General features: G+C 71.6%; 19 protein-coding genes. 12 read left to right on the forward strand and 7 right to left on the reverse strand.

Translation table 11 applies throughout. From position 1 onward, the window contains the following. Positions 1-173 precede the first annotated feature (173 nt). Entirely contained in the window at positions 174-614 is a 441-nt protein-coding gene (mce, locus tag ABZ937_RS28690) for a methylmalonyl-CoA epimerase (protein ID WP_361696224.1), read from the reverse strand. A gap of 149 nt (positions 615-763) precedes the next feature. Here mce and ABZ937_RS28695 point away from each other — a divergent pair, with 149 nt between their 5' ends. The 3 genes from ABZ937_RS28695 to ABZ937_RS28705 all read left to right on the forward strand — a co-directional run bounded on the left by ABZ937_RS28695 (position 764) and on the right by ABZ937_RS28705 (position 4,404). Further along, on the forward strand, positions 764-1,963 hold the full coding sequence (locus ABZ937_RS28695) for an acetyl-CoA C-acetyltransferase (RefSeq protein WP_361696225.1): 1,200 nt from the start codon (positions 764-766) through the stop codon (positions 1,961-1,963). Positions 1,964-2,000: 37 nt separating this feature from the next. Further along, the gene (gene meaB / locus ABZ937_RS28700; protein WP_361696226.1) at positions 2,001-2,978 is read left to right on the forward strand and encodes a methylmalonyl Co-A mutase-associated GTPase MeaB; all 978 of its coding nucleotides are present in this window, start codon (positions 2,001-2,003) and stop codon (positions 2,976-2,978) included. 148 nt (positions 2,979-3,126) lie between these two features. Next, positions 3,127-4,404 (forward strand): MFS transporter, encoded by a 1,278-nt coding sequence (locus tag ABZ937_RS28705; RefSeq protein ID WP_361696227.1) that lies wholly within the window; start codon positions 3,127-3,129, stop codon positions 4,402-4,404. Here ABZ937_RS28705 and ABZ937_RS28710 read toward each other — a convergent pair. The 4 genes from ABZ937_RS28710 to ABZ937_RS28725 form a co-directional block, all read right to left on the reverse strand. Next, a complete protein-coding gene (locus tag ABZ937_RS28710; RefSeq protein ID WP_361696228.1) occupies positions 4,386-4,862 on the reverse strand; it encodes a MarR family transcriptional regulator in 477 nt (158 codons plus the stop codon). The genes ABZ937_RS28705 and ABZ937_RS28710 overlap by 19 nt on opposite strands. 92 nt (positions 4,863-4,954) lie before the next feature. Beyond that, on the reverse strand, positions 4,955-5,764 hold the full coding sequence (locus tag ABZ937_RS28715; protein WP_361696229.1) for an AIM24 family protein: 810 nt from the start codon (positions 5,762-5,764) through the stop codon (positions 4,955-4,957). Continuing rightward, on the reverse strand, positions 5,761-6,411 hold the full coding sequence (locus ABZ937_RS28720) for an AIM24 family protein (protein WP_361696230.1): 651 nt from the start codon (positions 6,409-6,411) through the stop codon (positions 5,761-5,763). The genes ABZ937_RS28715 and ABZ937_RS28720 overlap by 4 nt, the downstream gene beginning before the upstream one ends. A gap of 1 nt (position 6,412) precedes the next feature. Further along, the gene (locus tag ABZ937_RS28725; RefSeq protein WP_361696268.1) at positions 6,413-7,045 is read right to left on the reverse strand and encodes an AIM24 family protein; all 633 of its coding nucleotides are present in this window, start codon (positions 7,043-7,045) and stop codon (positions 6,413-6,415) included. A 153-nt stretch (positions 7,046-7,198) separates the two neighbouring features. On the opposite strand from ABZ937_RS28725, the gene ABZ937_RS28730 reads away from it, so the two are divergent. The 5 genes from ABZ937_RS28730 to ABZ937_RS28750 all read left to right on the forward strand — a co-directional run bounded on the left by ABZ937_RS28730 (position 7,199) and on the right by ABZ937_RS28750 (position 10,076). After that, positions 7,199-7,549 (forward strand): DUF3817 domain-containing protein, encoded by a 351-nt coding sequence (locus tag ABZ937_RS28730; protein ID WP_361696231.1) that lies wholly within the window; start codon positions 7,199-7,201, stop codon positions 7,547-7,549. Then, a complete protein-coding gene (locus ABZ937_RS28735; RefSeq protein ID WP_014675047.1) occupies positions 7,546-7,839 on the forward strand; it encodes an MTH1187 family thiamine-binding protein in 294 nt (97 codons plus the stop codon). Before ABZ937_RS28730 ends, ABZ937_RS28735 begins: the two co-directional genes overlap by 4 nt. Before the next feature lie 154 nt (positions 7,840-7,993). Further along, entirely contained in the window at positions 7,994-8,746 is a 753-nt protein-coding gene (locus ABZ937_RS28740) for a hypothetical protein (RefSeq protein WP_361696232.1), read from the forward strand. Beyond that, positions 8,743-9,423, forward strand: coding sequence for a DUF4166 domain-containing protein (locus ABZ937_RS28745; RefSeq protein WP_361696233.1), 681 nt, complete (start codon positions 8,743-8,745; stop codon positions 9,421-9,423). The genes ABZ937_RS28740 and ABZ937_RS28745 overlap by 4 nt, the downstream gene beginning before the upstream one ends. Further along, a complete protein-coding gene (locus tag ABZ937_RS28750; protein WP_361696234.1) occupies positions 9,420-10,076 on the forward strand; it encodes a TetR/AcrR family transcriptional regulator in 657 nt (218 codons plus the stop codon). The genes ABZ937_RS28745 and ABZ937_RS28750 overlap by 4 nt, the downstream gene beginning before the upstream one ends. A gap of 173 nt (positions 10,077-10,249) precedes the next feature. Here the strand turns inward: ABZ937_RS28750 and ABZ937_RS28755 are convergent, their stop codons facing one another. Continuing rightward, on the reverse strand, positions 10,250-11,230 hold the full coding sequence (locus tag ABZ937_RS28755; protein WP_361696235.1) for a DUF5937 family protein: 981 nt from the start codon (positions 11,228-11,230) through the stop codon (positions 10,250-10,252). Between the two features lie 89 nt (positions 11,231-11,319). Here ABZ937_RS28755 and ABZ937_RS28760 point away from each other — a divergent pair, with 89 nt between their 5' ends. The 4 genes from ABZ937_RS28760 (at position 11,320) to ABZ937_RS28775 (ending at position 15,251) form a co-directional block, all read left to right on the forward strand. Then, positions 11,320-12,561 (forward strand): MFS transporter, encoded by a 1,242-nt coding sequence (locus ABZ937_RS28760; RefSeq protein ID WP_361696236.1) that lies wholly within the window; start codon positions 11,320-11,322, stop codon positions 12,559-12,561. 22 nt (positions 12,562-12,583) lie between these two features. Then, entirely contained in the window at positions 12,584-13,093 is a 510-nt protein-coding gene (locus tag ABZ937_RS28765) for a MarR family transcriptional regulator (protein WP_361696237.1), read from the forward strand. Between the two features lie 43 nt (positions 13,094-13,136). Next, positions 13,137-13,475, forward strand: coding sequence for a DUF3817 domain-containing protein (locus ABZ937_RS28770; RefSeq protein ID WP_361696238.1), 339 nt, complete (start codon positions 13,137-13,139; stop codon positions 13,473-13,475). Positions 13,476-13,550: 75 nt separating this feature from the next. Continuing rightward, positions 13,551-15,251 carry a methylmalonyl-CoA mutase family protein gene (locus tag ABZ937_RS28775; protein WP_361696239.1) on the forward strand — a complete coding sequence of 567 codons (1,701 nt, stop codon included), beginning with the start codon at positions 13,551-13,553 and terminating at the stop codon, positions 15,249-15,251. A gap of 6 nt (positions 15,252-15,257) precedes the next feature. Here the strand turns inward: ABZ937_RS28775 and ABZ937_RS28780 are convergent, their stop codons facing one another. Further along, positions 15,258-15,881, reverse strand: coding sequence for a TetR/AcrR family transcriptional regulator (locus ABZ937_RS28780; RefSeq protein WP_361696240.1), 624 nt, complete (start codon positions 15,879-15,881; stop codon positions 15,258-15,260). Positions 15,882-15,894: the final 13 nt, after the last annotated feature.

A 15,894-nucleotide genomic window follows, 5' to 3' on the forward strand; every position in this document is an offset into this window, starting at 1 on the left:
GCAACGAGCTCCGTCCATCCGCCGAACGGGGCCCCCGGGGAATGGTGTCAGATCAACGGCGGAGCACGGGCTGCTGCCCCGACGCTCGTCCCCCGAAACCCGGACCCCGGCATGCGATCGTCCCCGTTTCAGGGACGATCGCCCCCAACCCTACCGGCCCTTATGTACGAGGGTCAGTGCTCAGGCGACTCAACAGGGGCCGAAGTGACCAGTTCTGTCAGAACACCATGGCAGTCCTTGGGGTGCAGGAAGGTGATCCGCGACCCCATGGAGCCGCGCCGTGGCTCCTCGTACAGCACGCGTACGCCCTTGCCCCGGATCTCCTCGGAGTCGGCGTCCACGTCCGCCGTGCCGAAGGCGATGTGGTGGACGCCCTCGCCGTTCTTCGCGAGCCACTTGGCGACCGTGGAGTCCTCACGGATCGGCTCCAGCAGCTGGAGGTAGGAGGCGCCGCCGTCCGACGTCTCGTTGATCTTGAGCATGGCCTCGCGCACGCCCTGCTCCTCGTTGACCTCGGTGTGGAACACCTCGAAGCCGTACGTGGCCCGGTAGAACTCGACGGTCGCGTCGAGGTCGTGGCAGGCGATCCCGATGTGGTCGATTCGCGTCAGCATGGATTCAGTGCAGCGCCCCCGGGGTGGTTACGCAACGTGCGCGCGATCACACCGACTGGCCGGTGACGCCATGTCCAACCGCTCAGTACATTCGAAGTAAACCCTCGTTCACTCCTCGGCTGTGCAGGCCGGTAAGGGGATCGCAGCTCATGTCTTCTGGAACGACCAGCTCTGTGATCGTCGCGGGCGCCCGTACGCCCATGGGACGGCTGCTGGGCTCGCTGAAGTCCTTCTCCGGGGCCGACCTCGGCGGCTTCGCGATCAAGGCCGCCCTCGACCGTGCGGGGATCGGCGGCGACCAGGTGCAGTACGTGATCATGGGCCAGGTCCTGCAGGCCGGCGCGGGGCAGATCCCGGCCCGCCAGGCCGCCGTCAAGGCCGGCATCCCGATGAGCGTCCCGGCGCTCACCGTCAACAAGGTGTGCCTCTCCGGCCTGGACGCCATCGCCCTCGCCGACCAGCTGATCCGCGCGGGTGAGTTCGACATCGTCGTGGCGGGCGGCCAGGAGTCCATGACCAACGCCCCGCACCTGCTCCCCAAGTCCCGCGACGGCTACAAGTACGGCGCGGTCCAGATGCTCGACGCGATGGCCTACGACGGCCTGACCGACCCGTGGGAGAACATCCCCATGGGCGAGTCGACCGAGAAGCACAACACCCGCCTGGGCATCCAGCGTCCCGAGCAGGACGAGATCGCCGCCCTGTCCCACCAGCGGGCCGCCGCCGCACAGAAGAACGGCCTGTTCGAGGCCGAGATCACCCCGGTGGAGATCCCGCAGCGCAAGGGCGACCCGGTCCTGTTCAGCAAGGACGAGGGCATCCGCGGCGACACCACCGTGGAGTCCCTGGCCAAGCTGCGCCCGGCCTTCACCAAGGACGGCACGATCACGGCCGGCACCTCCTCGCAGATCTCCGACGGCGCCGCCGCGGTGGTCGTGATGAGCAAGGCCAAGGCCGAGGAGCTGGGCCTTGAGTGGCTCGCCGAGATCGGCGCGCACGGCAATGTGGCCGGCCCGGACAACTCCCTGCAGTCCCAGCCGTCCAACGCCATCCAGCACGCCCTCAAGAAGGAGGGCCTGGAGGTCTCCGACCTCGACCTCATCGAGATCAACGAGGCCTTCGCCGCGGTCGCCGTGCAGTCAATGAAGGACCTCGGCGTGTCCACGGAAAAGGTGAACGTCAACGGCGGCGCCATCGCGCTGGGCCACCCGATCGGTATGTCCGGCGCCCGGCTCGTGCTCCACTTGGCGCTGGAGCTGAAGCGGCGCGGCGGCGGTGTCGGCGCGGCGGCGCTGTGCGGTGGCGGTGGCCAGGGCGACGCACTGATCGTGCGGGTTCCGAAGGCCTGAGTCCGAAGTACGTCGGTGAAGTGAACGGAGCTGTTTGATGCAGGACGTCTCCTCTCTGGTGGCCCGGGCCAGGGAAGGCCGGCCGCGGGCCGTGGCCCGGCTGATCTCCCTCGTGGAGGGGGCGTCCCCGCAGCTCAGGGAGGTCATGGCGGCGCTCGCCCCGCTGACCGGCAACGCCTATGTGGTGGGCCTGACCGGCTCGCCGGGTGTCGGCAAGTCGACCTCCACCTCCGCGCTCGTCACCGCGTACCGCAAGCAGGGCAAACGGGTCGGTGTCCTGGCCGTCGACCCGTCCTCCCCCTTCTCCGGCGGCGCCCTGCTCGGCGACCGCGTCCGGATGTCGGACCACGCCTCCGACCCCGGTGTCTACATCCGCTCGATGGCCACCCGCGGTCACCTGGGCGGCCTCGCCTGGGCGGCCCCTCAGGCCATCCGGGTGCTGGACGCGGCGGGCTGCGACGTGATCCTGGTCGAGACGGTCGGCGTCGGCCAGTCGGAGGTCGAGATCGCCTCCCAGGCGGACACGAGCGTGGTGCTGCTGGCGCCCGGCATGGGCGACGGCATCCAGGCGGCGAAGGCCGGCATCCTGGAGATCGGCGACGTCTACGTCGTCAACAAGGCGGACCGGGACGGCGCCGACGCCACGGCCCGCGAGCTGAACCACATGCTCGGTCTGGGCGAGTCCCGCGGCCCCGGCGACTGGCGCCCGCCCATCGTGAAGACGGTCGCGGCCCGCGCGGAGGGCGTCGACGAGGTCGTGGAGGCCCTGGAGAAGCACCGGGCCTGGATGGAGGAGCGGGGCGTCCTCGCCGAGCGCCGCAAGGCCCGCGCGGCCCGCGAGGTGGAGACCATCGCCGTGACCGCGCTGCGCGAACGCATCGGCGACCTGCACGGCGACCGCCGCCTCAGCGCCCTCGCCGAGCGGATCGTCTCCGGCGAACTGGACCCGTACCGCGCGGCGGACGAACTGGTCGCGGGCCTGACGGAGGGCGTCGCGGGCCCGGCCGTGGGCTGAGGGTCGCCGACTCGGTGATCACGCTGCTACCTTGACCGGCATGTTCCTCTCCTTGGCGTAGAGCGCACCCGGGTGCGCGGGGCCTGACGACCGGCCACCGCGTCCTTCGGTGTCCCCTCTTCCACGCCTCCCGCAGAGGAACGTCCGCGTGTCCACGCACCTTTCGCGGCCTTCGTACGCCGCCGTCCTGCGCGTCCCCCTCGCGCGCCGCGCCTTCACCGCCGCCCTGATCGCCCGGCTGTCCTACGGCACGGTCGCCCTGGCGGTCCTGCTGTCCGTCACCCGGGCCACCGGGTCGTACGCCGTCTCCGGCATCGTGATGTCCCTGTTCGGCGCCACGACCGTGCTTCTGATGCCGGTACGGGCCGCGCTGATCGACCGCCATGGACCGCGCCGGGCGCTGCTGCCCATGTCGGCCCTCTACGGCACCCTGCTGTGCGCCCTGGCGGCCCTCACCTGGCACCCCGGCGCCCCGGCACCGCTCCTCGCCCTGTCCGCGGGCCTGGCAGGCGCCTGCGCGCCCCCGCTGGGCCCGACCATGCGCGCCCTGTGGTCCGAACTGGTCACGGACCGGGAACTGCTGCAGCGGGCCTACAGCCTGGACGGAGTCGCCGAGGAGCTGCTGTTCGTCTCCGGCCCGGTACTCATCGGCGCCCTCATGGGCGTCGCCCCGCCGGCCGCCGGAATCCTGCTGAGCGCGTTCCTGAACACGGCGGGGACCTGCGCCTTCGTCACCTCCCCGGCCCTGCCGGGCTCCCGCCCCCGCCCCGCGTCCGGCGGGCCGAGGCCGGCCGCCGTGCGCGGTCTGCTGCCCCCGGTCGCCGCCGCCCTGGGCGTCGGCCTGGCCCTCAGCGGCGTGGAGCTGCTGGTCATGGCCTTCGCCACGGAACGCTCGTACGACACCGCCCTCGTCCCGTGGGTCCTGGGCGCGCTCTCGGCGGGCAGCGCGCTGGGCGGACTGGTCAACGGGGCGGTGCGGTGGCGTACGACCGCCCGGGCCCGGCTGGGCCGGTGCGCGGCGGGTCTCGGCCTGGTGCTCGCGCCGGCCGGCCTGGCCCCCGGCCTGTGGACCCTCACCGGGGTGATGGCCCTCGCGGGCGCGTTCATCGCCCCGGCCCTGACGACGGCCTACCTGCTGGCCGACGAAACGGCCCCCGAGGGCAGCCGTACACAGGCCGGGGCGTGGGTGAACATGGCGGTCAACGCGGGGAGTTCGGGCGGGGCGATCGCGGCCGGGTCACTGATCGGCCGGCTGCCGCTGCCGGCGTGCTTCGCCCTGGCGGGCGGAACGGTACTGTGCGCCGCCGCAGCCGTGGCCGTGAAAGCGCCGTCGCTGCGGGCAGTCGTCCGGCCGCGGGTCCGCGGAGGCTGGTCGCGCAGTTCCCCGCGCGCCCAGGCGCAGGAGGCTCAGGGGCGTCCCCGCTGACCCCTGAGGTGCTCGGCGATCGGTTTGAGCGCCTTGTCCAGTTCCGTCAGCGCGTCCGGGGACAGCAGGTCGATGAAGTGCCGGCGCACCGACGCCACGTGATGCGGCGCGACCTTTCTCATCGTCTCCATGCCGTGGTCCGTGAGCACGGCGTACAGCCCCCGGCGGTCGGTGTCACAGTTCTCGCGGCGCACCAGGTTCGCGTTCTCCATGCGCGTGATCTGGTGCGAGAGCCGGCTCTTGGACTGCATCGTCGCGGAGGCGAGGTCGCTCATCCGCATCCGCACGTCGTCCGACTCGGACAGATTCACCAGGATCTCGTAGTCGTTCATTGTCAGGCCGAACGGCTGCAGATCCTTTTCGAGCTGGTACGTCAACAGCCTGTTGACCTCCAGGTGGGTGCGCCAGGCGCACTGCTCCGCATCGGTCAGCCAGCGCGTGGCCGTCTCGGTCTCCATGAATGAAGTCTACCTAAGAAGTTGAATGGCGAACTACTTCGGGTGGTGTGACAGTGCGCACGCGTTCGACGTCACACTCCGCAGACTACCGCTCACAGCCCGAAGCGACGCTGGAGGTCTCCCAGCTGTCCGGGAAGGCGCGGTACGCCCGACGATTGCGGACCGTGTCCGACCGGTGCCGTTCCGCCACCTCCGGGGACCCCCGGTTCGGACGGAACCGCCCCCGTGGCGGCCTCCGCCATGAGGGTCTCCGTCGACTGCAGCAGGACCGTCCCGGCGCCCACGAACTCGAACTGGTGCTCCTCGCCGGAGACCCCGCCGAAGCCCGTCATCGCACGTAGGCCGCCTAGTACACCCGTCAGATACCCGTGGTCGTAGTGATGACACGGGGACGGGCAGTCGGCCCACCCGACGAGCGCCTGAGGGTCGACCCGGATCGGAGGTTCCATGAACACCACCGGGCCGTTAGATGCGGCCACAAACTTTCCGGTTCCGATAAGGGTCAGAAAACCCGGCACGATCGATTGTTTGAGCGCGAGACTTGGCTGAAAAGCGAGCAGGTTGCCCGCGCGAATGGTCAAGTTCCCGTCGTCCAGGTCGTAGGAGTTGACGTCGAAGGCCCGGTCGGCCAGCAGCATCTTGCCGGAGCCCTCCGCCACGACCCAGTCGCTCGCGTGCAGTGGCGAATGGAACGACGTGCGGACAAGCCGGTCAAGTCGACCGTGCCCGATGCCGTTGAACTCGATCGCCCCGTAGTAGGCGATCATCTTCCCCTTCTGCAGGAACCACTGGCCGCTCTTCAGCTCGACACAGAACGTGTACCGGTTCACGTTGTCGTCGGCGGGCAGTGTCATCGGGTCGTGCACGACCGGTCCGGCGCCCGGAGTTCCGTAGGTGCTCACAGCTTCTCCTCCGACGCCTGGACGTACACCGTGCCGTGGCCGCTCAGCTCCAGCTGGAAGGCCTCGCCCGAGCCGCGGCCCACCATGTCGCGCCAGCCGAGCGCGGTGGACAGCTTGTTGCGGACGTCCCCGTGGTGGGCGACGTAGGCCTGGGGGTCGACATGGACCGGGCGCTGCGGGGTGACCGGGATCTCGAAGACGCCGCCGTGCGCCATCACGGCCACCGCGCCCTGCCCCTGGAGGGTCGTCGTGAACAGGCCCTGCCCGGTGACCTGGCCCCGCACCATGCCCATGACCCCGCCCTGCGAGCCCATGAACATCGTGCCCTGCCGCAGCGTGCCCTCGAAGGCGAGCAGCCGGTCGGCCTCGACGTAGAGGGTGTCGCCGGAGAGGGCGATCACATGGACGTGGTGGCCGCCGTGCCCGAAGAAGACCGTGCCGCTGCCCTCCACGGTCATCAGCGGGGTCGCCTCGCCGGCCACCCGGCGCCCGATCATGGACATCAGGCCGCCCTGCCCGCCCTGGACGCTGGGCGTGAAGGACACGTCCCCCTTGTACGCGAGCATCGCCCCGCGCTGGCTGAACAGCCGCTGCCCCGGCGCCACGGTCGCCTCGACCATCTTGGAGTTGATCTCTCGGAAGGTCATCTCACACGTCCCCCGCGATCGTGTTCCGCTCGCTCGGCTGCACGTACACCAGGCCGTCGCCCTCGAAGCGGATCTGGAACGCCTCGCCGCCGCCCTCCCCGAGCAGCGTGCGGAACGTCACACCGGACTGGAAGGACTGCCGGACATTGCCCTGATGGGCCACATAGGCGCCCGGGTCGACGATCAGCGGGTACTGCGGGCTGACCCGGAGGACGACCGCCGGGCCGTCGGAGATGATCGCCGCCTGGCCGTGCCCCTCCACGGTCGTCGTGAACAGGCCGTTGCCCTGCGAGGCGCCGCGCAGCCCCGTGAACGTCGTCCCCGTCCGCAGCGCCGCGTCCGTCGCCAGCAGGTTGCCCGCCTCGACGTACAGCTTGTCCCCCTGGAGGCTGACCAGGTTGATCTCGGACGCCCGGTCCGCGAACCAGCAGGTCCCGTGTCCCTTCACCTCCATCACCGTCATCTGCTCGCCGGTGAGCCGCCGGGTGACCATCCCGCGCAGCCCGTCACCGCCACCTGTCAGCTTCTTGAAGGCCATCTGCCCGTCGTACGCGACCATCGAGCCGTTCTTCGCCTTCACGGCGTCCCCGGTCATGTCGACGGCGAGCACCTTGCTGCCTTGCAGTCGGAACATCGCCACGCAGCGAAAGTAGCGGCGACGCGGGTGGACGGAACAGGGCCCGTGGGTGGATACCCACCCTGAGCGGACCCCTAGGGTCACCGTTTGCCACAATGGGGGAACGCTTGTGCGTGCGTTCACAAACGACTCTCCCACCGAAGGTGACCCGTGGACCTGAAGACAGCCTCCGCCATCCGCCGCCTGCGCCTGGTCTCCGTGCCGGAGGGCATCTCCTGGATCGTGCTCGCGACCTGCACGGTCATCAAGTACACGGTGGCCTCCGGCTTCGACGTCGCCCCGGTGCTCGGCCCGATCCACGGCGTGCTGTTCATCCTCTACGTGCTCTTCTGGCTGGACGCCTGGAACCGCACCAAGTGGAACAAGGGCAAGGCCGCCCTCTACTTCGCGTACTCCTTCATCCCCGGCGGCGGCTTCGTCATCGAGCGCGCGCTGCGCCGCGAGGCCGAGGACGCCGTGATCGCCGCCCGTGCCCGCAAGGAAGGAGTTGTGAACGCATGATCGTCGCCTTCTCCGTGACGCCCCTCGGGGTCGGTGAGGACGTGGGGGAGTACGTCGCCGACGCCGTGCGCGTGGTCCGCGAGTCGGGCCTGCCGAACCGCACCGACGCCATGTTCACCTCGATCGAGGGCGAGTGGGACGAGGTCATGGACGTCGTCAAGCGGGCCGTCGCCGCCGTGGAGGCGCGTGCCCCGCGCGTGTCGCTCGTCCTCAAGGCCGACATCCGGCCCGGCGTGACCGACGGACTGACCAGCAAGGTGGAGACGGTCGAGCGCCACCTGGCCCAGTAGTCCACGGCCTCACAGCCAAGGGAAACCCCGGTCCTGCCCAGGGCCGGGGTTTTCTTCCGTCCGCGCGATTGAGCGAATGCTCAAAAGCGAGTACCTTCCTCCCCAGAGAGTTTGAGCACTCGCTCAAAACGCCACTGACGGGGGTACGACCGCAATGGGGCTCTACATAGAGGCGCGCATCCGCGCCGACCTCGACGAGCTGTGGGCACGCACCCAGGACCCGGCCCGGCACCAGCGCTGGGACCTGCGGTTCACCGAGATCGACTACCTCCCGCGCGCGGAGGGCGAACCGCAGCGCTTCCGGTACGCCACGCGCGTGCTGCCGTTCCTCACGGTCGCCGGCACCGGGATCTCGGCCGGGGAGAAGGAACGCCCTGACGGCACCCGCACCTCCGCCCTGCGCTTCGCCTCCCCGCACCCCCTCTCCCTGCTCGCCGAGGGCAGCGGCTACTGGCGCTACGTCCCGGCCGCCGACGGCGTCCGCTTCCTCACCGGCTACGACTACCGGCCCCGCTGGGGCGCCTTCGGCGCGCTCGCCGACCGGCTGCTGTTCCGGCCGTTGATGGGCTGGGCGACGGCCTGGTCCTTCGACCGGCTGCGGCTGTGGCTGGAGCGCGGGATCACCCCGGAACGGGCGCTGCGGAACTGGCTGGCCGAGCTGGCGGTCCGGGCCCTCGTCCTCGCCCTCTGCCTGACCGGGCTCGGCCGGGGCTCCCTCCCCGGCCCGCCCGGCCCCCTCCCGGACGCCCTGGCCTTCCTGTGCCCGCTGCTGCTGGTCGTCGGCGTCTTCCTCACCCTGTTCACCTCCCCGCTCGCCACCACCCCCGCCGCCCGCCGCTGTCTGCGCACCCCGCCCTCCCGGGTGGCCGCCCCCCGCATCCTGCGCACCCTGGAGAAGCAGTCATGACCTCGATGTTCCGCACCGTGCTGGGCTCCGACTTCGACCGGCTGCACCCCCGGCTCCAGCGCCGGTTCTCGGTCGGCCTGGCGAGCGGCGAGGCCTGCACCGGCCGGGGCGTGATGGAGCGCGTCTGGCACGGGCCGGCGTTCGTGAAGCCGTTCCTGGCCCTCGGTGCCACCCGCAACATCCTGGTCCCGGAGGCGGGCCGGAACATCCCCTTCGTGATCGAGAACGTGCCCTACGTCGACACCCACGGCCGTGAGACGGTGACGTTCGTGCGCACCTTCGACCTGCCCGGCCGCTCCCGCCGCTTCGACGCCCAGATGGTGCTGAGCCCCAAGGGCGACCGCATCCTCGACTACCTCGGCACCCACCAGCACCTCGCCAGCGAGCTGCACTTCCGTGCCGAGCCCGACGGCTCCCTGCTCATCCGCTCCGGCGAGCACCGGTTCCGGGAAGGCCCGGTGGACGTCCTCGTCCCGGAACTCGTCGGGGCCACCGCCGAGGTCCGCGAGTCCTACGACGACACGGCCGGCCGCTTCCGGATCCGGGTCCGGGTGGTGAACCGCTACTTCGGCCCCCTCTTCGGCTACCAGGGCTCCTTCACTGCGTCGTACACCGACATCCACCGCTGCGGGGTACGGCCAGGGCTGCGGCCCGTCCGCGAGGAGTCGCGCGCGTGAGCCCGGAGACCGCCAAGTCGCTGGAGACCAAGACGAAGCTCCTGGAGGGCGCGCTGCGGACGCTCACCGAGCAGGGGATCGCCAAGACCTCCGCCCGTACGGTCGCGGCGGCTGCCGGGGTCAACCAGGCGCTCGTCTTCTACCACTTCGGATCGGTGGACGAACTTCTCGCCGCGGCCTGCCGGTACGGGGCGGAGAAGGCGGTCGCCCGGTACCGGGAGCGGCTCGCCGAGGTGGGCTCGCTGTCCGAACTCCTGGCCGTGGGCCGCGAGATCCACGCGCACGAGCGGGAGGGCGGACATGTGGCGCTGCTGGGCCAGCTGCTGGCCGGCGCGCCGACCCATCCGGGCCTGGGGCCGGCCACGGCCGCGGGCCTCAGCCTGTGGATCACGGAGATCGAGCAGGTGCTGGGGCGGGTGCTGGCGGCTACGCCGTTCGGCGAGTTCGCCGATCCCGCGGGGCTGGCGCGGGCGGTGGCCGCGTCCTTCGTGGGCATCGAGCTGTACGAGGGGGTCGACGAGGCCGGTGCGCACGCGGCGCTGGACGCCCTGGAGCAGCTGGGTGCGCTGGTGGCCGCGGTGGAGTCTTTGGGGCCGGTGGCTCAGCGGGCGGTCCGGCACCAGCTGCGGCGACGGGCGGCTGGGCGGGCCTGATGGCTCGGGTGGCCGAGGTGCGTCGGCGGGTGCGGGTGCGTGGGGGGTGCTCGCGCCTGCGCGGCGGAGCCGCTTGTCGACACAGCCCCGCGCCCCTGGGTCGGCTGCGGTGTCCGGTGTTGTGATGTCGACGCAGTCCCGCGTCCCCGGGTCGGCTGTGCCGTCCGGAGGCGTCAGCCCCCCGCCGCTACCGCCATTCCCAGGGGCGTGCGTTCGTAGAGGACCTGGTGGCCGTATCGGTGTGTGGTCAGCAGGCCCGCGTCTCTGAGTGTCGTCAGGTGGGCCGAGACCGAGGACGGGGCCAGGTCCAGGCGGTGTGCCAGCGCGGACGTCGTCGCCGGTTCGTCCAGCGCGGCCAGGACCGCCGCCCGGTTGCGGCCCAGCAGCCGTACCAGCGACTCCGGGACCCGGGTGCCGGGCTCGGTCCACAGGCCGGCGAGGCCGCGCGCCGGGTAGACCAGCGTGGGCTGCCACGGGGGCTCGAAACCGGTGACCACGTCGGGCCAGGAGAACACGCTCGGCATCAGCACCAGACCCTGCCCGTCGAGGTCGCGCGCGTACTCGTCGGGCCGCGCGAGGGTCAGCGTGCGGCCGTTCCAGGACAGCCGCCGGTCCAGCTCCGGCAGCAGCCGGCCGAGTCCCACCTCGGCCAGGCGACGGGAGTGGAAGGCGACGTCCGCCTCCAGCAGAGCCCGCAGCCGGAGCCAGTCCGGTGCGACCAGCACCCGCCAGGCCGCCTCCAGGGCGTCCGCCAGCTCCCGCACCATCCGCACCGGGTCCGCCAGCCAGGCCCGGCCCCGCGCCGACTCCCGCGCGCCCGGCGTACAGGCCAGCGCGCGGGCGGTGTCCTCGCGGGCCGCCTCCGGGTCGGACGCCCGTACGGCCGCGATCTCCTCCTCGAACGTGGCGGCCGGTCCGATCGGCGGCGGACCGAGCCAGTCCGGCGAGTGCCCCCGCCGGGGCATCAGCAGCCACAGCGGGCCGAGGTCGAGCCCGTCCGCCGCCGTACGGATCCGCCGCAGCCAGGGCGCGTGATAGCCGTGCCGGTCCGGGCGCTTCAGGGTCCGTACCGCCTCCTGCGTCTCCCACAGCGGCGAGAGAGCGAACCGGCAGCGCAGGAAGTCGTCCTCGCCGAAGCGGAGGAGCGAGGGCATGCCACCTCCCGGAGGGCTGGAACACCGGAACATTCGGACTGAGCCGAAACTCTACGCGCGGGCCGCCCCGGCCCTGCACGCTGCCCGGCATGTCCGCACCGCCCCAGGCGGCCCCGGCGCGCCCCGCCGGATACGGCCGCGTCCTCGCCGTGCCCGAGTTCCGCGCCGTCTTCGCCGCGCACGTCCTGTCCATGCTCGGCGTGATCGTCAGCGAGGTCGCCCTCTCCGTCCTCGTGTACGACCGCACCGGCTCACCGCTGCTCAGCGCGCTCACCTTCGCCCTGGGCTTCCTGCCGTACGCCCTCGGCGGCACCCTGCTCGCCCCGGTCGCCGACCGCTTCCCGGCCCGGCGGGTGCTCGTCACCTGCGACCTGGTGTGCGCGGCGGGCGCGGCTGCCATGGCCGCCCCCGGCACCGGCATCGGTGCCCTGCTCGCGCTGCGCTGCTGCCTCGCCGTCGTCTCGCCGGTGTTCGCCGGCACCCGCATGGCCACCCTCGCCGACGTCCTCGGCGACGGCGACCTGTTCGTCCTCGGCCGCTCCCTGCTGCGGATCGTCGCCCAGAGCGCCCTGCTCGTCGGCTACGGCCTCGGCGGCCTGCTCCTCACCGCCGTCAGCCCGCGTCACGCCCTGCTGATCACCGTCGGCACCTTCCTCGCCTCCGCCGCGCTGCTCCGGCTCGGCACCCGGCGCCGTCCCGCCCGCGCCCACGACCGGACCGGCACCCCGCCCGGCCTCCGCCCGCTCCTCACCCGCCCCCGCGTCCGCCTGCTGCTCCTCCTCTTCTGGGTGCCGGCGGCCTTCTCCGTCGTCCCCGAGGCCCTGGCCGCGCCGTACGCCGACGCCCTCGGCAGCGACTCCGCCGGCCTCGGCCTGCTGATGTGCGCCCTGCCCGTCGGCACGGTCGCCGGGGAGCTGTTCGCCGGCGCCCGGCTGCGTCCCGCGACCCGCGAGCGCGTCGCGCTGCCGCTGCTCTCGCTGTCCCTGCTGCCGTACCTCGGCTGGGCCCTGCACCCCGGGCTCGCCGTGTCCCTGCTGCTCCTGCTGGTGTCCGGGGCCGGATCGGCGTACACCCTGGGCCTGGACCAGTGGTTCGTGCGGGCGGTGCCGGAGGAGCTGCGCGGGCGGGCGATGACCCTGCTGAGCGCCGGGCTGATGACCGTCCAGGGCGTGGGCATGGCGCTGGCCGGCGTGGCGGCCCAGGCGGTGGGGGTGCGGACGGCCGTGGCGGGCGCCGGCGCGCTCGGCACCCTGTGCTGCTGCGGGCTCGCCCTGGCCGCCCGGGGAACCGGAAGGCGACCGAAACGCGAGACGGAGCTGACCGGCATATGACCGGCCGGTAGGGTCTGATGACGTGCCGAAGCCACTCAGCCTCCCGTTCGACCCCATCGCACGCGCCGACGAACTCTGGAAGCAGCGCTGGGGAAACGTGCCGTCCATGGCCGCGATCACCTCGATCATGCGGGCCCAGCAGATCCTGCTCGCCGAGGTGGACGCGGTGGTCAAGCCGTACGGGCTGACGTTCGCCCGCTACGAGGCGCTGGTGCTGCTCACCTTCTCCAAGGCCGGTGAGCTGCCGATGTCCAAGATCGGTGAGCGGCTGATGGTGCATCCCACGTCGGTGACGAACACCGTGGACCGGCTGGTGAAGTCCGGCCTGGTGGCCAAGCGCCCCAACCCGAACGACGGCCGTGGCACCCTCGCCGTCATCACCGAGAAGGGCCGCGAGGTGGTCGACGCGGCCACCCGCGACCTGATGGCCATGGACTTCGGGCTCGGGGTGTACGACGCGGAGGAGTGCCGGGAGATCTTCGCGATGTTCCGTCCGCTGCGGATCGCGGCACACGACTTCGACGAGGAGTGACCCCGGGCAAGATCTCCCGGAACGGGTGGTTACGCTCGACTCCATGAAAAAGAGCGTGCTGACCCGCTACCGCGTCATGGCCTACCTCACCGGCGTCCTGCTGGTGCTGCTGTGTCTGGGCATGATCGCGAAGTACGGGCTGGACGTCGACGGTGCCGCCGACTTCACCCGGGTCGTCGCCATCGCCCACGGCTGGCTGTACGTCGTCTACCTGATCTTCGCCTTCGACCTGGGTTCCAAGGCGAAGTGGCCGGTCGGCAAGCAGCTCTGGGTGCTGCTCGCGGGCACCCTCCCCACCGCCGCGTTCTTCGTCGAGCGGAAGATCAGCAGCGAGCTGGAGGCCCGGGTCGGCGACCAGGCCCCGGCCGTCGCCAAGGCGTAGCGCTCACCGCCGTACGGACACCGTGCGGCGGTCTGCCATCGACATTTACTAGGACGTCCAAGTAAATTCGTGGGTATGGACGCTCACGCCATCGAGGAGGGCCGCCGACGCTGGCAGGCCCGCTACGACGCGGCCCGCAAGCGGGACGCGGATTTCACCACGCTCTCCGGCGATCCCGTGGAGCCGGTGTACGGACCCCGTCCGGGTGACACGTACGAGGGATTCGAGCGGATCGGCTGGCCCGGGGAGTACCCCTTCACGCGCGGGCTCCATCCGACCGGCTACCGCGGGCGTACCTGGACGATCCGGCAGTTCGCCGGCTTCGGCAACGCCGAGCAGACCAACGAGCGGTACAAGATGATCCTCGCCGCCGGCGGCGGGGGCCTGTCCGTCGCCTTCGACATGCCGACGCTGATGGGCCGCGACTCCGACGACCCGCGCTCGCTCGGCGAGGTCGGGCACTGCGGCGTCGCCATCGACTCGGCCGCCGACATGGAGGTGCTGTTCAAGGACATCCCGCTGGGGGATGTGACCACCTCCATGACGATCAGCGGTCCGGCCGTGCCCGTCTTCTGCATGTACCTGGTCGCCGCCGAGCGCCAGGGAGTGGATCCGTCGGTCCTGAACGGCACGCTCCAGACCGACATCTTCAAGGAGTACATCGCGCAGAAGGAGTGGCTCTTCCAGCCGGAGCCCCATCTGCGGCTGATCGGCGACCTCATGGAGCACTGCGCGGCCGGCATCCCCGCCTACAAGCCGCTGTCCGTCTCCGGCTACCACATCCGGGAGGCCGGCGCGACGGCCGCGCAGGAGCTGGCGTACACGCTGGCGGACGGGTTCGGGTACGTCGAGCTGGGGCTCAGCCGCGGCCTCGACGTCGACGTCTTCGCCCCCGGCCTCTCCTTCTTCTTCGACGCGCACGTCGACTTCTTCGAGGAGATCGCCAAGTTCCGCGCGGCCCGGCGCATCTGGGCGCGCTGGATGCGGGACGTGTACGGCGCGAAGAGCGAGAAGGCGCAGTGGCTGCGGTTCCACACGCAGACCGCGGGTGTGTCGCTGACCGCGCAGCAGCCGTACAACAACGTGGTGCGTACGGCCGTGGAGGCGCTGGCCGCCGTGCTCGGCGGGACCAACTCGCTGCACACCAACGCCCTGGACGAGACCCTCGCGCTGCCGAGCGAGCAGGCCGCGGAGATCGCGCTGCGCACCCAGCAGGTGCTGATGGAGGAGACCGGGGTCGCCAATGTCGCCGACCCGCTGGGCGGTGCCTGGTACGTCGAGCAGCTGACGGACCGGATCGAGGCGGACGCGGAGAAGATCTTCGAGCAGATCAAGGAGCGGGGCCTGAGGGCGCACCCCGACGGGCGGCACCCGATCGGCCCCGTCACGTCCGGGATCCTGCGCGGGATCGAGGACGGCTGGTTCACCGGGGAGATCGCCGAGTCCGCCTTCCGCTACCAGCAGTCGCTGGAGAAGGGCGACAAGAGGGTCGTCGGCGTCAACGTCCACACCGGGTCGGTGACCGGGGACCTGGAGATCCTGCGGGTCAGCCATGAGGTGGAGCGGGAGCAGGTCCGCATTCTGCGGGAGCGGAAGGGCGCGCGGGACGACGCGGCCGTGCGGGCGGCACTGGACGGGATGCTGGCCGCGGCGCGGTCCGGCGCCAACATGATCGAGCCGATGCTGGAGGCCGTGCGGGCCGAGGCGACGCTGGGCGAGATCTGCGGGGTGCTGCGGGACGAGTGGGGGGTGTACACGGAGCCCGCGGGCTTCTGAGCGGGCTCAGGCGGCGGCGGACGAGGCGAGGCCGAGCAGCAGCACCCGGGTGAAGCTGCGCACCCACTCCTCGTCCGCCGGCTTGCCGCTGACCAGGGTGCGGTGGACGACCGCGCCCGCCACCACGTCGAAGATGAGGTCCCCCGTGCGGGCCGCCTCGGCGGGGTCGGGCTCCGGGGGGAGTTCGCCGCGGAGCTGGGCACGGGCGCGGCCCTCCAGGACCAGGCGCATCTGGCGGTCCACGATGGAGGCGCGGATGCGCTCGCGCAGGGCGTCGTCGCGGGTGGACTCGGCGACCACGGCCATCAGGCCGCTCTTGGCCTCGGGGCGGGCCAGGATCGCGGCGAACTGCAGGACGACGCCCTCGATGTCGGCGGCGAGGCTGCCCCGGTCGGGGAGTTCCAGCTCGTCGAAGAGTTCCGCCACGGCGTCCACGACCAGTTCGTTCTTGCCCGCCCAGCGGCGGTAGAGCGTGGTTTTCGCAACCCCGGCCCGGGTCGCGACGTCTCCCAGGGTGAGCTTGGACCAGCCCAGCTCGACCAGCGCCTCCCGGGTCGCGGCCAGGATCGCGGTGTCCGCGGCGGCGCTGCGCGGGCGTCCGGTACGGCTGGCGGGGGTGCGGCTCTGCATTCCACGACCATAA

The organism is Streptomyces sp. NPDC046727 (assembly GCF_040645635.1).
In the GTDB taxonomy this organism is placed as follows: Bacteria; Actinomycetota; Actinomycetes; order Streptomycetales; family Streptomycetaceae; genus Streptomyces.

What these genes read in the sequence shown, in the direction of transcription:
- ABZ937_RS28710 (WP_361696228.1), bottom strand. Translation starts at nt 4,862, where the DNA reads ATGGAGACCGAGACGGCCACGCGCTGGCTGACCGATGCGGAGCAGTGC.
- ABZ937_RS28740 (WP_361696232.1), top strand. Translation starts at nt 7,994, where the DNA reads ATGGGGCTCTACATAGAGGCGCGCATCCGCGCCGACCTCGACGAGCTG.
- mce (WP_361696224.1), bottom strand. Translation starts at nt 614, where the DNA reads ATGCTGACGCGAATCGACCACATCGGGATCGCCTGCCACGACCTCGAC.
- ABZ937_RS28745 (WP_361696233.1), top strand. Translation starts at nt 8,743, where the DNA reads ATGACCTCGATGTTCCGCACCGTGCTGGGCTCCGACTTCGACCGGCTG.
- ABZ937_RS28775 (WP_361696239.1), top strand. Translation starts at nt 13,551, where the DNA reads ATGGACGCTCACGCCATCGAGGAGGGCCGCCGACGCTGGCAGGCCCGC.
- ABZ937_RS28735 (WP_014675047.1), top strand. Translation starts at nt 7,546, where the DNA reads ATGATCGTCGCCTTCTCCGTGACGCCCCTCGGGGTCGGTGAGGACGTG.
- meaB (WP_361696226.1), top strand. Translation starts at nt 2,001, where the DNA reads ATGCAGGACGTCTCCTCTCTGGTGGCCCGGGCCAGGGAAGGCCGGCCG.
- ABZ937_RS28720 (WP_361696230.1), bottom strand. Translation starts at nt 6,411, where the DNA reads ATGACCTTCCGAGAGATCAACTCCAAGATGGTCGAGGCGACCGTGGCG.
- ABZ937_RS28780 (WP_361696240.1), bottom strand. Translation starts at nt 15,881, where the DNA reads ATGCAGAGCCGCACCCCCGCCAGCCGTACCGGACGCCCGCGCAGCGCC.
- ABZ937_RS28755 (WP_361696235.1), bottom strand. Translation starts at nt 11,230, where the DNA reads ATGCCCTCGCTCCTCCGCTTCGGCGAGGACGACTTCCTGCGCTGCCGG.
- ABZ937_RS28760 (WP_361696236.1), top strand. Translation starts at nt 11,320, where the DNA reads ATGTCCGCACCGCCCCAGGCGGCCCCGGCGCGCCCCGCCGGATACGGC.
- ABZ937_RS28725 (WP_361696268.1), bottom strand. Translation starts at nt 7,045, where the DNA reads ATGTTCCGACTGCAAGGCAGCAAGGTGCTCGCCGTCGACATGACCGGG.
- ABZ937_RS28695 (WP_361696225.1), top strand. Translation starts at nt 764, where the DNA reads ATGTCTTCTGGAACGACCAGCTCTGTGATCGTCGCGGGCGCCCGTACG.
- ABZ937_RS28770 (WP_361696238.1), top strand. Translation starts at nt 13,137, where the DNA reads ATGAAAAAGAGCGTGCTGACCCGCTACCGCGTCATGGCCTACCTCACC.